Source organism: Acidianus sp. HS-5, from assembly GCF_021655615.1.
Taxonomy (GTDB): domain Archaea; phylum Thermoproteota; class Thermoprotei_A; order Sulfolobales; family Sulfolobaceae; genus Acidianus.
In genome coordinates, this window is sequence record NZ_AP025245.1 from 684,378 (window position 1) to 698,246 (window position 13,869).

The following is a 13,869-nucleotide window of genomic DNA, read 5'->3' on the forward strand; positions in this document are numbered from 1 at the left end:
CAAGAATTAACTCATGTTAAGTGAAGACATGGTTCTTTCTACAATTAAAGAACTTTACGATGGTAAACCTGTAGCGTTTTCTAAAATTAAAAAGAAATTAAAGACTGACGGAGAAGAGCTCTCCTCAATTTTAGATAGATTGGAGAAAGAAGGTAAGGTTAGAAAGATAGAGAACGGAGGAGGAAAATCATTTGAGTTACTTTCAAACTCTGAAGAGAGTAAGATCGATTTATTGCTTAAAGAAATGAGCGAATTGAAGGATGAGGTAAAAAAATTGCAGGAGGCTGTTATGGAAAAGAAAAAGTTAAGCGAAAATTACTTTGATGAGATTTACGCTGAGGTAAAGGACAACTTAGGCTATGCCCACTTGAAGGATATTAGGGTAGAAATGGGACTTACAAAAGAGGACTTTTATTCCAAACTTAGGAAGCATATTGAGGAAAACTACGAACTTATCGCTGGAGGAGATGAAGGATTTGTTAGGAAAGGTTCAGTTTACGGAATAATAATAAGGAGGGGACAAAGATGATATGCAATATTCCTAAAGTAACTGTAACAACGTGGAACTCTAACAACGTAATCCTCGTAGGCCCCACTTATAAACAGTACTTGGAGAAGGCTCTAAACTCGATAAGAAACAATGACATTGCATCAATTATAGGACAGCCAGGGATGGGTAAGACTACTATCTTGAAGAAAGTTCAAGAAGACGTGAAAGACGCACTTTACATGGATTTAGCAAGTAAAGGAGAGATAGAGGATGAATTCTGGAGTAAAATAGATAAAGGAGAAATATCCAGAAAAGTCTTACCTAAAATGGATAAAAAGAAGTACGGTTACTCTTTCTGGAAAAGGCTAATGGGAGTAAAATTTGAGGATTGGCTACACAAGTTATGCGGAAAATATGACGATACTCTCCTTAAGTTATACTGCTTAGATTATCAGAAGGACTTTGACGGTATGATAAGGGCAATAAACGATTTGAAAGGGATTGAACATTTCTCTCTCCTTATAGACGAAGTGAGGGAAAATCACATTCCCAAAATTCACAGGCTTATAAACGCAGGTCTTGGAATTCCAGTTCTGATGGCAATACCTACAGACGTTTACAGTAGGATTTCAGACCTAGCAATAAGGAGGAGGCTCGACGAAAGCAGGATTTCTCTAGATAACGCACTAACCTCTGAAGATATTAAAGAAATAGTTGATGTTTACTGTCATGAAATTTCTGACGATTTATTACCTATAGTTATCTCGCTCTGGAACGGAAGGGAGTTAAACACTGTAAGTTCCATACTCCAATTCATGAAGTCTGAGGTCGAGAAATTTGAAAAGGAATGCTCCTCATCTCAGAACTCAATAGAATGTGTGAAAGAGAAGCTTAGAGAATCGCATAGCCTTAAGAATCCTGAAGAGGAGTCTAAGAAATTGGAGAAGATGATTAGGGATCTGTTAACTTCTCTAACTAAGGAATTCCAGATATCTTACGTCCATCCTAGAGGAAAGAGAGTTGAAGTAAAAGGGAAATACCTAACTTTGGGAATATTCTTCATTAAGGACAACAACGCTTACGTAGGCCTGGTAAAATTGTTGAACGACGATAAAAATGAAGATGAGGAAGTAAAGATGCTTTCACTAGTGGAGAAAGTAGAACATGAGAAAAAAGAATATGCTGTTGAGAAGAGGTTCATAATAACTAATTCCCAAAGTCTGAACGTTGATCCTACAATAATTAAAATAGAGTTAACCACTATGGAGGCAATAAGGATACTTCAAGGAGATACCGAAATTCTTGAGGAGAAATTAAAAGAAATACTTACTTCGTTTAATGCTGAGGAGCCTTCAACTGCTGTTGTAGCTTAGATTTAACAAGTCCCACAAGTTTTTTACAATATTCCATCCTAACTTTTAGTGTCTCTCCGTCCTGAGGTCTAGGATGAAATTCCGCGTGAAGTTTCTCTGCATTTAAAAAATACTTAACAATATCGGGATTATTTTCCTTAAAAGATAGATATTCAGCAAGGTTATAGTAATCCTGGTAAGAAGAAATTTCCATTCCCTCTAATTCAGCAAAAGCCTTAAAAATATAAGATAAAGCCTTCCAGCAAGTTTCCCCATCATTAGCTTTCCTCTCATAATCCTCGCTTAATTCTACGTAAAGCCTTACTCTATCTTCTCTTTCCAAACTCAATAAAAACGCATCGACTAACGTCTCCGAGACATCCTTTCCTAAGTCCTCAATGAATTTATAGACCGAATCGGGAATTTCTACTTTCATATTATATTATACTCAACTAATAATAAAAAGAAGAGAGCATCCACTTCCACGCTTTCACAACTTTTATCCCTTCAACTTCTCTCTCCTCATCATCGAAAGTTATTATGAATTTCTCCACCACAGTCTTTCCCTTCTTTTCAAGCTCTTTCAACCCTTTAATTTCTCTCTCATCATTTAGAGTAAAAGTAACTTGATAAGCATAACGTACCTTATCGTTTTCTTTAATTACAAAATCTACTTCGTTTTTTCCGCGATAATAAAATATTGAATTTCCTACGTACCTTCTCCTAAGCTCTAAGTAAACTGCACCCTCAAGTAAAGAGCCCAGACTTTCATTCAGTTTGTAACCTACAACGTTTGATAAGCCTTGATCAACGGAATATACTTTCTTCTCTCCCTTCACCATCTCTTTCAGAGAAGGAGATAACGGAGGGACAAAATAGATAAGCATTGAATCTGTAAGACAGGAAGTAAACCTTTCTACAGTATTAAGCGGGATATTTAATGACCTGGAGATCTTCCTAAATGATACCCTATTCCCCACGTTAGAGACGTAAAATAGAGAGAGGTTCTTCAGTCTCTCCTCCTGCCTTATCCTGCAAGCGCCTATTACATCTTTGTTTATTATATCCTCGTAAAGATTGAGAAGTATCTTATCCTTCATTTCACTGTTTACTACAGAAGGAAATCCTCCGAATTTTAAGAACTCAAGAAAAAGCCTTTTGATTTCTTCTTCCTTAGCTATGAAATCAATTTCCTTTTCCACCTTTATTCCATTAAACTTTAAGTACTCAGAAAACGATAAAGGAAGGACTTCAACAGAAATGTGTCTTCCTGCTAAGACTTCCCTAACTCTTCCTTTATTAATGACAGAAGTTGAGCCTGAAACTGCCACGTAAGCTTCCTTTCTGTCTATTAAAGACCTAACAAACCCTTCCCAGCCTTTAACTCTCTGCACCTCATCTAGGAAAATGTAAGGCTTACCTTTTGCTCCAGTTTCCTCTCGGTATATTTGAAGGAGTTCAAAAAGCTTATCAGCTTCATCAACTTCACCAAGGCGTGAGTCTTCAAAGTTGATCAAGAGAGTTAGGAAAGAGTCTACTTTCTCTTCCTTTATTAGGTGAGAAATAACTTGGTTGAATATTGTAGATTTACCGCTCCTCTTAACTCCAACAACATCAGCAACAAACCCGGACTTCATTATATCCAAAACTTGTTTAGCGTATTCCCTAGGATAACCAGTGAATTGTTCTTTATACCAGAAGTTCCAGTCTACTAATGCCTTCAGTATTTTCTCCCTATCCACATAATAGATATAGGTTAAAAATTCATAAATTTGACCCACAATATGGGTCAATTTTACATAAAAATGACCCACGGCATGGGTCAAAAATAAATTCAAAATAGAAAATGAAAGAAAGGGAAGAAAAAATTTTACCTTTTAACTAATTCAGTAATGTAGTCCCACATTGCATCTACAGCGTTCTGCATTATCTTTATATCGTTCTCACTCATCTTACTAAACCTTCCTTGAAGCTTAAGGTACTCTGTTACAGGCTTTCTCTTGCTCTTATCTATGAGTACCTTACTTATTCCAGTAAGGTTAAATTCACCATTTATTACCTCAAACAGAGGCCAAATTCCAGTCTCAACTGCAAGCTTTGCAACTTCAATAGTTAAACTACTGTCAAATCTCCATCCCGGAGGGCAGGGAGATAGTAAATGAACATACCTAAACCCTTGAACGTCCTTTGCTTTCCTGACTTTTGCCTGGTAATCGAAGGGATAAGCTATTGACGCAGTTGCAACGTAAGGTATCTTATGGTCCATCATTATGAAAGGAAGTGGTTTCTTAAATTCTCTCTTTCCTGCAGGAGTTGTAGTAGTCCATGCACCGTAAGGAGTTAACGAAGACCTCTGAATTCCAGTATTCATGAATGCTTCGTTATCATAACACACGTAAAGTATGTCCTCATTCCTCTCAGCGGCACCGCTTACAGTTGCGAATCCTATATCTCCAGTAGCTCCGTCTCCAGCCCAGACTACTACTTTAGCGTCATCTCCTTTAATCTTCAATTCTCTGCTTAAGCCAGAAGCTATTGCTGCTGCAGCTGCAAATGCACTATGAACTACTGGGACTGTTGAAGGAGAACCGTGAATGTCACCCATTATTACAGTACTGCATGATGCTGGCACTACAAGCACTGTTTTCTTACCCATAACTTCTAGGAGTAGGTCTAACTCTTTAGGTATTGGACACCCCGGACAAGCAGCATTTCCTCTCAGGAAGTACTGTTGCCTTATTACCTTCTTTTCTTTAATGTATTGAGGAACTTCAGTCATTTAACCACCTCTCCTCAAACTTTTTACCTTCAAGTACGTCCTCCATAACCTTCTGGAAGTGAAGAGGTCTAACGTCCTTTCCTCCTATTCCCGCAATAACGCTCATAACGTCAATACCGGAATTGTAAATAGCTGACTTTATCTCGTTAGCAAGTATTCCTCCGTAACCGTAAGAGTATTCCCTATCAAAGGTCACTACACCTTGCACTCCTTTTAATGCCTCCCTTATCCTCTCCTTGGGAAACGGTCTTATTACCCTCAACTTAAGCAATCCGACCTTCTTTCCTTCATTTCTTAACCTCCTTACAGCCTCTCTTGCGTCTCCCGTCCACGCTCCTGCAGTAACAAATACGTAGTCGGCATCTTCACATTCATAGCACTCTACTAGGCCGTATTGTTTCCTTCCTGAAATCTTCTCATATTCCCTGCTAATCTCTTCAATAACTTCCTTACTCCCTTCCATTGCCTTCATTGCCTCATATTTTATCCTCATATAATCGTCTGGCACAGCTATAGGACCTACGTTTACTGGGTCGTTAAAGTCGATCAAGTTGAATTCTCTAGGTGGTAGGAATTTTTCTACAGTTTCATCGTCAAGTATCTCCAGCCTCTCCATAGTGTGAGTTAATATAAATCCGTCAAAGCCCATCATTACCGGTAAAATTACCCTCTTATCTTCACTTATCTTAAAAGCTTGCAAAGTCATGTCGTAAGCATCTTGAACGTTTTCTGCCATCATCATTATCCATGAAGTATCTCTTTTACTGAAAAAGTCCTCGTGATCATCCCAGATAGTCCAAGGCTCTGCTAATGCCCTAGTAGCTACAGCATTGACCATTGGAACTCTTTCTCCTCCTACCCAATACATCATTTCAGTCATGTAAAGCAATCCTTGGGATGAAGTTGCGGTAAATACTCTAGCTCCGGCGACTGCTGCACCATAAACTGCTGCCAAAGCTGAGTGTTCTCCTTCAACTTTTATAAGTTCGGCCTTTAGTTCTCCACTGTCAATATATTCAGCTAGCTTTTCAAGCATAGTTGTTTGAGGAGTTATTGGGAACACTGACAAAACTTGGGGCTTAGCTTGTTTAACTGCATAAGCTACTGCGTGGTTTCCTACCATTGCAGTTACGTTCTTCTGTACAGTTATCATTTCACTTCACCTCTTGAACCATTGTTATTGCTTTTTGAGGGCATATCTGAGCACATACTCCGCAACCTTTACAGTAATCATAGTCTATCCTGACGTCAAAGCCTTCCAGTAAATCTATGGTATTTTCCGGACAATAAATTACGCAAAGCCTACACTTTGTGCACTTGGAGTAATCAATTTCGGGCCTCATTAACCTCCAATGCCCGGTAAGCCCGGAAGAACCTATACTGGGTCTTCCTAAAGGTATGGGATAGTTAATCATAACTGCTTACCACCTCATAACCTAACTTTGCCGCCTCAGCGTTAGACTCTCCCATTTTCCCGGGAAACTCTTCCTCTATTGCCTCAACTACTGAGTCTATCTTTACCATTTCCGTTAGCTTAGCTATTGCACCAACTATGGGCATGTTTACTAACTTCCACCCTGCTATTGATAGATTAAGTTTGTCAGCAATTTCGACAGCGTCAACGTAGTAAGTGTTCTTCCAGAGTTTCTTCGGAGTCTTTGTATTTAGAAGAAGTATTCCGTTCTCTTTAATTCCTTCCAGCACGTTCATTATATTAAAAAGGGAAGTATCGAAAACTGCCACTAGGTCTGAGTTGTATATTTCTCTATGAATATAAATCGGTTCATCTGAGAGCCTTACGTAAGAGACTACCGGTGCGCCTCTCCTTTCTCCTCCGAAGAATGGAATCGATTGTCCGTATTTTCCTTCTTTTACTGCAGCCTTAACTAGTGTTTCTCCAGCAGTTACAACGCCCATTCCTCCTCTTCCTCTTAAAACTATTTCCCATTTCATCTAGAGAATGTTCTCTTCTAAAAATTTATTAATATCTTAGAAGAGGAATTCTAAACTTAAATTAACTCTGTTATTAATAATTACCAATAAGCCGTGTTAAAATTAATCTTCTTCCTCTTCTTCTCTTTCCATTTCTATTACTTCAGCAGCTAGGAAGCCCATTATTATGAAAGTCATAAATATATATACTAAGACTGGAAATGTAGAGCTTATAGTTTCTATCATATTCCACGCAGTTATACCTATAGCCGCTAAGGCTAAGGAAATTTCAATTAATCTCTTATTTAACCTCTTAAGTGAGATCTTAAATAGAGAAGAATCTGCGGCTATATGAACTAGCAAGTTGGAGAGCACTGCTATTTCCGCTACCTCTTCGAATGCCAGATAAGGTTTTAAGGCTGTTAGATAAAGGGAGCTTACAATTGTAATTAAGTAAAGTACAATTGCTAACATGGAAGAGAATATTGGTCCTCTCTCACTTTCGAACTTTGAGAAGATCTTAGGCAGAAAACCATTAGTTGACATGGCATAAGTAGTTCTAGAAGTAGCTAGCATGAAAGATAAAGTAGCTAGTATTCCGTCATTTGCTGCTGCAAAGATAACGAAGGCAAAGGTGATTATTCCAAACCTATTTTCAATCAAGGAAAGAAGATCCGTACTACTAGGGCTAATGTGGTAGTAAAGTAAATGATCTCCTATTGCATAGACGTCGAATGCCGCTAACAATCCTCCTAGAAGTATTACAATAATTATTGCTAGAGGGACAGTTCTCTTAGGATTCTTAACTTCTCCAGATAAAGGAGTTATTGAACCGTAACCAGTTGGAATACCTGCACCGAATAGTATTGCCAAAGCTAACATACCGAAACATATGTGATAATTGAAAGGATTATAGAAAGTGAATGATGTAGACTTTAAGAACAAGAGCGCTAGTGTAGCCATTATTCCTATCTCTACTATACTTGCAACAATAGCATATTTAGCTGAAGGCTTTATTCCAGTTAATATGAAAATTGACGAAACTCCGAAGATTGTTAGTGCTATTATCCAAGGGTTTATTCCCAAGACGTGATGTAAAACGAACGTAGCACCCAACACATAAGCTGAGCCGTAGAGGACTGAATAAACTAAGTACACCCAACCCGTTTCAAAACCCAATCTCTTAGTTAATGAATAATAAGCGTAAGTGTAATATCCTCCGGACTTTGTATATCTAGTTGATAACTTATAAATAACCATTCCGTTAAGCAGAACTAGTACTGTCCCTATAATTATTGCAATAGGAGCAAAATAACTCCCATAAAGGAATGCAGCGACACCGTAAGTTAATATGCTTAAGAAAGGTGATTGTCCACCAACACTTAGGAAAACCAAATCCTTTAAGCCTATTACACGTTTAGGCTCCTGCTCATGGGATTCTTCCTTTTCCTTACTCATCATTTACTGTATTCACATGATGTTATTAAATCTAACTCGATTTATTGAATATTTAGCTCAGCTTAGATTTAATTTAAGTAACTCCTTTCTTCCTTACCCCTTATTGCTGAAAGGACTAGAGCGATAGAAAGGATTACAATGGAAGCATAAAACGCTGAATGAATTCCAAGTAAAAACTTACCACTCAACTCTCCTAAGGAATAAGTACCTAGGAATACCTCAAAAGCTACATATCTAGGTATTGTTAAAGAAGCAATCGATATTGCTATAACATAACTGATAAGAATTCCTATATTAGCCAAAGTCCTCATTATTCCTGAAACTCCACCGTAAATATTCCTAGGGGCATTTGACATTATTGCACTGTTATTTGCAGGATAAAAGAATGATGAACCTAGTCCTCCTACAATCGACGTGAGTATTATGTAATAATAAGGAGTTGTTAAAGTAAGGTGAGCATAAATGAATGCAGCAATCATCATTAATCCTATTCCTATTGTTGCTGGAATTCTCGCACCTATCTTATCAGAGAGCCTTCCTGTAATAGGACTTATCATGCTAGCTAAAACATATCCAGGGACAAGAAGTAAAGAAGCATTAAATGGAGTTAACCCCCTAATTCCTTGTAAGTACATTATTAGAATAAAGGCTGTAGCTAAATAACCTGCGCTTTGTAGGAAAGAAGCCAAAAGTGAAGAAGTAAGTACTCTGTTAGTGAAAACCTTAAAGTCGATCAAGGGAAACTGCTGTTTTTTCTCCACGAAATAGAAGGGAATGAGGAGAAGAATTCCAGAGAGTATTAACACAACGTTTGTACTCGTAATCCCTATACCTGCAATTTCTGCAGCACCATAAGTTACTAGAATAAGAGAGGAGGCTAGAAGTATTACTCCTCCTATGTCAAACTTAGAGTTTAATGTGAGCTTATCCTTGATTTCCCTCAGACCTAGAATCACTGCTATAACCCCTATTGGAACGTTTATGTAAAATATGTAACGCCAACCTACGAAAGTTGTCAGAATTCCTCCTAAGATTATTCCGAGAATTGCTCCTACGTTCCAACCTATTGAAGTATAACCATAAGCTTTACCCCTTCTGTTAGGAGGATAATTATCAGCAATTATTGCACCACTGTTAGCTTGAAGCATTGAAGCTCCAACAGCTTGGATCGCCCTAGAAGACACTAGGAAAGTAGCAGTAGGCGAAGCACCGCATAATGCAGAGCCTGCAGTAAAGATTATGAAACCTAAGTTGTATATCCTTCCCCTCCCAAGTCTGTCTCCCAGTCTACCGAGTTGAGTAGTTAATACTGCTGTCGTAAGCAGGTAAATCAGTATTACCCATATGAGTGTAAGTAAGTCAGTGTGAAGGCACTGTATCATCGTTGGTAACGCTAAAATTACTATGGTAGAATCAATTGCGGCCATCATAGTGCCTAGGACTACTATAAAAGTAATTAACGATATCTTGTCCATAAAGAAAGATTTGAGCTAAAACATAAAAAGTTTGTTACCAAATTACTTAAGTTTATAAGCTAGCTCAACGTACTTATCAGGGTTCATTATATCTTTTGGGTCTACAGTCTTCTTTATCTCCATCATGAGGTCTAAAACACTTTCACCGTTATGGATCTTTATCTGCTCAGCCATCATCTTAGCCTTTTGAATTCCCACACCATGCTCTCCGGTAACTGAACCACCTAGATCTATGGCTACCCTAGCAATTTCATCAAAAATTTCCTCCTTCTCGTCATCAACTACGATATTAGGATGAAGGTTTCCGTCACCTATGTGGGAAATAATGTAAAACTTCGTATTATGTTTTTTAGCAATCTCATTAAGTTTATCAATCGCCTCAGGGAGCCTCGATACCGGGACTACGATATCTTCAGCGTAAAAAGACTTAGTCTCAGCCTTTACCGCAATTGCAGCTTGAGACCTCAAGGAATAAAGCCTCTCAGCTTCATCACCTTCAAGAACAATAACTTCACCTTTAAGTACTTTGAGTAGGTCGTTTAGCTGGTCTTCTTCTATGGAAATAAGTAACATTCCCCCCTCAGCTTCCTCAAGTCCGGCATTTAAGTTCTTGTTAAGTGCCCTTATTACGTCTGCGTCAATGTACTCAGAAAACTCTGGCAAAATTCTGGCTTTCCTTATTCCTATAATATTTTCAGCAACAGTCTTAAAGTCGGGTAGAAGAACCTTCACAGTATAAATCTTCTTCCTGGGCTTAGGAATTATCCTCAACCAAGCCTCAGTTATTATCCCCAGCGTACCCTCGCTTCCTACAAACAAGTGAGTTAAATCATAACCAGCCCTATTCTTCCTTAAAGGCTCTCCTACTTTCACTACTTCTCCTGTGGGTAAAACTACCCTCAATGAAAGTACCCATTCCCTGAAAGGCCCGTATTTTACTCCCTTCATTCCTCCGGAGCCTTCAGATATTGCCCCACCTACAGTACAAAGGAAAAAGCTGGCAGGATCCGGAGGGAAGAAGAAACCTTTGCTTTCTACAGCTTCATAAAGGTCTATTAACTTCACTCCAGGCTGTACCCTCACATACCAGTCCACGTCGTTTATCTCAAGGATTTTGTCCATCTTAGAAAGATCTATGATGATACAGTTCTTACAAGCAGTTGCTCCGGTTAAACTGCTTCCAGAACCCCAAGGGACTACCGGGATACCGTGGGAATATGCGTATTTAACTATCCTTACTACCTCCTCTTCTTTCCTCGGATAAAATACAATGAGGGGAGAGACTTTATACCCTGCGAAGTCTTCCCTTTCTTCCTTTGAGTGTTCTATATCAAGTAACTCGTCCATATAGAGAGTTGAGTAGAGAAAAATATAAGGTTGTATTGTTGAGGAAGATAATAAAAGACATTGAGCAAGTAGCATAGCAACATTATCCCGGAATTTGTGAGTTTTTATTTTATGTTTACAATTTAGATCCTTAAAGGCAAATTGTGAGGCTAACTCTGTAATTCTAGCTTAACCGAGTGTAAATTTTTTGGATTAGCTAAATCTCTTATAGATCGTCGTGAGCTAAAGTTTATGTAGTCATTCAACGAGCTTTATTCATGTCAAAGAAAGAAGTAGTCGACGCATTTAAAAGTAGGTCTCTGAGGTTCTTTGAGGAAGCAGTCTCAGACGTTGAGAAGGGTTGGTATGATTTTACGTTATTTCATTTAGAGCAATCCTTACAGCTCGCGCTTAAGGCAGTCATCTTAGAAAATAAGGGAAGTTACCCTTTTACTCATGACATAGATGAGCTAATAAACTGCCTTGGTAAAACTGAAGTAATGGAGTTAAGGGATAAAAATAAAGATGTTATCACGTTGTTAAAATTAGCGTACACTGGGTCTAGGTATTTCCCTACTGCTTACGATAAGGAAATAGCAGTAAAGCTTCTAACGTAGTTAAGGAATTTCTTATGGTGTTGGGTTTATGGAGAGAATAGAATACTTTAATAACTGGAGGAAGTACGCTGAGGAAATATGTCTATCTCTTAAGAGCTCATTACCTGACGTCATGGTAGCAGTGTTCGGCAGTGTCGTCAAGGGCAATTACGTCCCGTCTCTGAGCGACATAGACGTCTTAATTGTGTCAGATAAAGTAGGTGATGTTAAGTGGCAGGCAAATGTTATCCTTTACATAGAATCAAAAGTGTTTAATGGAAAAGTTACTCCTTTTGAGTTCCACTTTTCGAAGTGGAAGGACTACGAGGAGTTCTATAAGGAGTTCTTCAAGCCTTTAGTGGAAATAAGGTGCTAATACATGAGCTGTCTAGTTCTCTCACATTCCTTAATTTTCTCTTAACTCAATGAAGTTTTTATAGCTGATGGAAAACATGGAAAGCATAAAAGTAAAAGCAGAGACTAAGAAGAAGCTTACCGAAATTGCCTAAATGCTCGAAAAGAGATTAGGGAGGAGGATTTCCTACGACGATGTAATAAACTACTTAATTGAGAGAAAGTTTAAGGATAGGAAGCTTGCTGAAGAGCTTTTCGGAATAGCAAAAGGGGAAAACTTATATGAAGAACCCTTAAATGGACGCAAGGAAGATGACGAAAAAAGTGGTACTTGATACTGGAGTAATTCTAGAAGGCGAATTCAGAGAATATTATGAGAAGACACTCAACCAAGAAGTGACGGCATATGTCAGTGTAGTGAACCTTGCTGAAGTGTACTTTGTAGGAAGTTAGGGAGGAAGAAGGCAGAAGAGATAGTTAAAGGCGTAATAAAATCTGGGTACTTTGAGGTAGTGGGGGGTAAAACCTAGAATTTTAAAGTACGCATACGAATGCAAGTGCAAGTACTCAATTTCCTTAGCCGACTGTTTCGCGATTGGAACTGCTAAATTCCTCAATACGAAAGCACTCTTTAGGAGAGAGGAGGAACTTGTGGGTATAAATGACGAGGTGGAATTTATTAACTAAACAGAGAGGTTCTCTGAAGTATTTTGGTTGGAAAGTTCTTAGACTATACCCTTTGTACCTTCTGAGGCACTGGCGTCCACATTTTGTGGGGTCGTCCTACTAGTAAAACTAACTCATTGTCTAGCGTTTAATAAAAACGGTTGGAGAGGGCCAACAAATGCTCATAAATATTTTAAAAGGAAATAGGGATAATAGGATGAAGTACAAGGACTGAACGGAACAGGCTACTGAAGATTTGGATACTGCCAGAGTCCTTTTGCTTAACGGAAAGTATTACGCTTCAGCGTTTTACTCTCAACAAGCAGTAGAAAAAGCATTGAATGTATATCTAGGAAAGGATCCCGGGAAAACTCACTCGCTTACTGATCTAGCTGAATTAATTGAAAAGGAAGGGGTCTCGATACCAATTAAGGTTAAGGAAGACTTAATGGTTTTGTCTCCACATTTCATAATCTCTCGCTACCCTGATGCAGCAAACGGGATCCCTTTTAAGCAGTATAATAGGACAATTGCAGAAGATCTATATAACAGAGCTAAGGAGGTGGTGGAATGGGTAGAGGGAAATCTGCAATAGAAAGCCAGATAAGGATGATAAACCTAGCAAAGGAGATCATTGAAAGTGCTTCTAAAGACTTACCTCAACTGACTGAAGTCTATGTCTTCGGCTCTAGGGCTAGGGGGGACTACTTAGACACTAGCGACATAGATTTACTGTTCGTGTTCAAGGGGATAAAGGACGTCCCAACTTTTGATAGGATGTACATGGTAAGTAAATATATTAAAGGAAACGTGGACTACGTAGTCTTAGACGAGGAGGAAAAGGACAAGATAAAGGAAAAGAAATTGTTGTGGAAAAGGGAGATAGGATTTGTCGACTTAAAGGAATTCCTTGCTTAAAGCGAGTTATTTAATTTCTTTTAAATTATTTTTAAGATCACGTAACTTTTTGAGTCTTCCGATAAAATAAAATGAGTATAGAGAAAAACTGTTACTCTTCCTTATTAGGATTACAGCTATTATAACTACAGTAATTATGATACAAGTTATTCGAAAGCTTGAGGACGAAGTCGTAGAACTGAATTTAGAAAAGTTTATATTAATGGGTTTTCGGATGGGTAAATATGAGTAAGGAATTTGTATTAACTATTGATGAAAGAGGGAGAGTTACAATACCTAAGGAAGTGAGAAATTTAATTAAAAGTAGAAGGTTAAAGTTAATAGTTGAAGGTGATAAATTAATCCTAGAGCCGATAGTTGAAGACGTTGATAAATATTATGGTATATTCAGAAAAGATTTGGGGAAGGACGTCGATATAGATAGACTGTTAAAAGACGCATTAACTGAGGTACTGTTAAATGATGAGCAAAAGATATTTTGACGTAAATGTTTTCATATATTACTTGACTGGAGATAAGAAGT

General features: G+C 38.2%; 18 protein-coding genes. 9 read left to right on the forward strand and 9 right to left on the reverse strand.

Annotated elements, in window-relative coordinates; all coding sequences use genetic code 11:
- The first annotated feature begins 13 nt into the window (after positions 1-13).
- Together HS5_RS03600 and HS5_RS03605 are read left to right on the forward strand one after the other, a co-directional pair.
- The gene (locus HS5_RS03600) at positions 14-529 is read left to right on the forward strand and encodes a hypothetical protein (protein ID WP_236752779.1); all 516 of its coding nucleotides are present in this window, start codon (positions 14-16) and stop codon (positions 527-529) included.
- Positions 526-1,863, forward strand: coding sequence for an ATP-binding protein (locus tag HS5_RS03605; protein WP_236752781.1), 1,338 nt, complete (start codon positions 526-528; stop codon positions 1,861-1,863). The genes HS5_RS03600 and HS5_RS03605 overlap by 4 nt, the downstream gene beginning before the upstream one ends.
- Here HS5_RS03605 and HS5_RS03610 read toward each other — a convergent pair.
- From HS5_RS03610 to HS5_RS03650, 9 genes are all read right to left on the reverse strand, one after another.
- The gene (locus HS5_RS03610) at positions 1,826-2,278 is read right to left on the reverse strand and encodes a PaREP1 family protein (protein ID WP_236752783.1); all 453 of its coding nucleotides are present in this window, start codon (positions 2,276-2,278) and stop codon (positions 1,826-1,828) included. The genes HS5_RS03605 and HS5_RS03610 overlap by 38 nt on opposite strands.
- A gap of 16 nt (positions 2,279-2,294) precedes the next feature.
- On the reverse strand, positions 2,295-3,584 hold the full coding sequence (locus tag HS5_RS03615) for an ATP-binding protein (protein WP_236752786.1): 1,290 nt from the start codon (positions 3,582-3,584) through the stop codon (positions 2,295-2,297).
- A 128-nt stretch (positions 3,585-3,712) separates the two neighbouring features.
- The gene (locus HS5_RS03620) at positions 3,713-4,621 is read right to left on the reverse strand and encodes a 3-methyl-2-oxobutanoate dehydrogenase subunit beta (RefSeq protein ID WP_236752787.1); all 909 of its coding nucleotides are present in this window, start codon (positions 4,619-4,621) and stop codon (positions 3,713-3,715) included.
- Positions 4,614-5,774 carry a transketolase C-terminal domain-containing protein gene (locus HS5_RS03625; protein ID WP_236752788.1) on the reverse strand — a complete coding sequence of 387 codons (1,161 nt, stop codon included), beginning with the start codon at positions 5,772-5,774 and terminating at the stop codon, positions 4,614-4,616. Before HS5_RS03625 ends, HS5_RS03620 begins: the two co-directional genes overlap by 8 nt.
- Before the next feature lies 1 nt (position 5,775).
- The gene (locus HS5_RS03630; protein ID WP_236752789.1) at positions 5,776-6,036 is read right to left on the reverse strand and encodes a 4Fe-4S binding protein; all 261 of its coding nucleotides are present in this window, start codon (positions 6,034-6,036) and stop codon (positions 5,776-5,778) included.
- Positions 6,029-6,574, reverse strand: a complete 546-nt coding sequence (locus HS5_RS03635) for a 2-oxoacid:acceptor oxidoreductase family protein (RefSeq protein WP_236752791.1) — start codon at positions 6,572-6,574, stop codon at positions 6,029-6,031. Before HS5_RS03635 ends, HS5_RS03630 begins: the two co-directional genes overlap by 8 nt.
- A gap of 102 nt (positions 6,575-6,676) precedes the next feature.
- Entirely contained in the window at positions 6,677-8,011 is a 1,335-nt protein-coding gene (locus HS5_RS03640; protein WP_236752793.1) for an APC family permease, read from the reverse strand.
- A 68-nt stretch (positions 8,012-8,079) separates the two neighbouring features.
- Positions 8,080-9,486: an MFS transporter gene (locus HS5_RS03645; RefSeq protein WP_236752795.1), complete on the reverse strand. Its 1,407-nt coding sequence runs from the start codon at positions 9,484-9,486 to the stop codon at positions 8,080-8,082.
- Positions 9,487-9,528: 42 nt separating this feature from the next.
- Positions 9,529-10,833 carry an FAD-binding protein gene (locus tag HS5_RS03650; protein ID WP_236752797.1) on the reverse strand — a complete coding sequence of 435 codons (1,305 nt, stop codon included), beginning with the start codon at positions 10,831-10,833 and terminating at the stop codon, positions 9,529-9,531.
- A gap of 257 nt (positions 10,834-11,090) precedes the next feature.
- On the opposite strand from HS5_RS03650, the gene HS5_RS03655 reads away from it, so the two are divergent.
- The 7 genes from HS5_RS03655 (at position 11,091) to HS5_RS03680 (ending at position 13,828) form a co-directional block, all read left to right on the forward strand.
- Complete coding sequence (locus tag HS5_RS03655) at positions 11,091-11,429, forward strand: HEPN domain-containing protein (protein WP_236752798.1); 339 nt, start codon at positions 11,091-11,093, stop codon at positions 11,427-11,429.
- 28 nt (positions 11,430-11,457) lie between these two features.
- Entirely contained in the window at positions 11,458-11,784 is a 327-nt protein-coding gene (locus tag HS5_RS03660) for a nucleotidyltransferase domain-containing protein (RefSeq protein WP_236752799.1), read from the forward strand.
- A gap of 133 nt (positions 11,785-11,917) precedes the next feature.
- On the forward strand, positions 11,918-12,097 hold the full coding sequence (locus tag HS5_RS03665; RefSeq protein ID WP_236752800.1) for a hypothetical protein: 180 nt from the start codon (positions 11,918-11,920) through the stop codon (positions 12,095-12,097).
- Positions 12,087-12,215 (forward strand): hypothetical protein, encoded by a 129-nt coding sequence (locus tag HS5_RS14475; protein WP_256445565.1) that lies wholly within the window; start codon positions 12,087-12,089, stop codon positions 12,213-12,215. The genes HS5_RS03665 and HS5_RS14475 overlap by 11 nt, the downstream gene beginning before the upstream one ends.
- A gap of 469 nt (positions 12,216-12,684) precedes the next feature.
- Complete coding sequence (locus HS5_RS03670) at positions 12,685-13,023, forward strand: HEPN domain-containing protein (RefSeq protein ID WP_236752802.1); 339 nt, start codon at positions 12,685-12,687, stop codon at positions 13,021-13,023.
- Positions 12,999-13,346, forward strand: a complete 348-nt coding sequence (locus HS5_RS03675; protein WP_236752804.1) for a nucleotidyltransferase domain-containing protein — start codon at positions 12,999-13,001, stop codon at positions 13,344-13,346. The genes HS5_RS03670 and HS5_RS03675 overlap by 25 nt, the downstream gene beginning before the upstream one ends.
- A gap of 224 nt (positions 13,347-13,570) precedes the next feature.
- Positions 13,571-13,828 carry an AbrB/MazE/SpoVT family DNA-binding domain-containing protein gene (locus HS5_RS03680; RefSeq protein WP_236752810.1) on the forward strand — a complete coding sequence of 86 codons (258 nt, stop codon included), beginning with the start codon at positions 13,571-13,573 and terminating at the stop codon, positions 13,826-13,828.
- Positions 13,829-13,869 lie beyond the last annotated feature (41 nt).

Coding starts and splice junctions, on each gene's coding strand:
- HS5_RS03600 (WP_236752779.1), top strand. CDS start 14: ATGTTAAGTGAAGACATGGTTCTTTCTACAATTAAAGAACTTTACGAT.
- HS5_RS03605 (WP_236752781.1), top strand. CDS start 526: ATGATATGCAATATTCCTAAAGTAACTGTAACAACGTGGAACTCTAAC.
- HS5_RS03610 (WP_236752783.1), bottom strand. CDS start 2,278: ATGAAAGTAGAAATTCCCGATTCGGTCTATAAATTCATTGAGGACTTA.
- HS5_RS03620 (WP_236752787.1), bottom strand. CDS start 4,621: ATGACTGAAGTTCCTCAATACATTAAAGAAAAGAAGGTAATAAGGCAA.
- HS5_RS03625 (WP_236752788.1), bottom strand. CDS start 5,774: ATGATAACTGTACAGAAGAACGTAACTGCAATGGTAGGAAACCACGCA.
- HS5_RS03630 (WP_236752789.1), bottom strand. CDS start 6,036: ATGATTAACTATCCCATACCTTTAGGAAGACCCAGTATAGGTTCTTCC.
- HS5_RS03635 (WP_236752791.1), bottom strand. CDS start 6,574: ATGAAATGGGAAATAGTTTTAAGAGGAAGAGGAGGAATGGGCGTTGTA.
- HS5_RS03640 (WP_236752793.1), bottom strand. CDS start 8,011: ATGAGTAAGGAAAAGGAAGAATCCCATGAGCAGGAGCCTAAACGTGTA.
- HS5_RS03645 (WP_236752795.1), bottom strand. CDS start 9,486: ATGGACAAGATATCGTTAATTACTTTTATAGTAGTCCTAGGCACTATG.
- HS5_RS03650 (WP_236752797.1), bottom strand. CDS start 10,833: ATGGACGAGTTACTTGATATAGAACACTCAAAGGAAGAAAGGGAAGAC.
- HS5_RS03655 (WP_236752798.1), top strand. CDS start 11,091: ATGTCAAAGAAAGAAGTAGTCGACGCATTTAAAAGTAGGTCTCTGAGG.
- HS5_RS03660 (WP_236752799.1), top strand. CDS start 11,458: ATGGAGAGAATAGAATACTTTAATAACTGGAGGAAGTACGCTGAGGAA.
- HS5_RS03665 (WP_236752800.1), top strand. CDS start 11,918: ATGCTCGAAAAGAGATTAGGGAGGAGGATTTCCTACGACGATGTAATA.
- HS5_RS03675 (WP_236752804.1), top strand. CDS start 12,999: ATGGGTAGAGGGAAATCTGCAATAGAAAGCCAGATAAGGATGATAAAC.
- HS5_RS03680 (WP_236752810.1), top strand. CDS start 13,571: ATGAGTAAGGAATTTGTATTAACTATTGATGAAAGAGGGAGAGTTACA.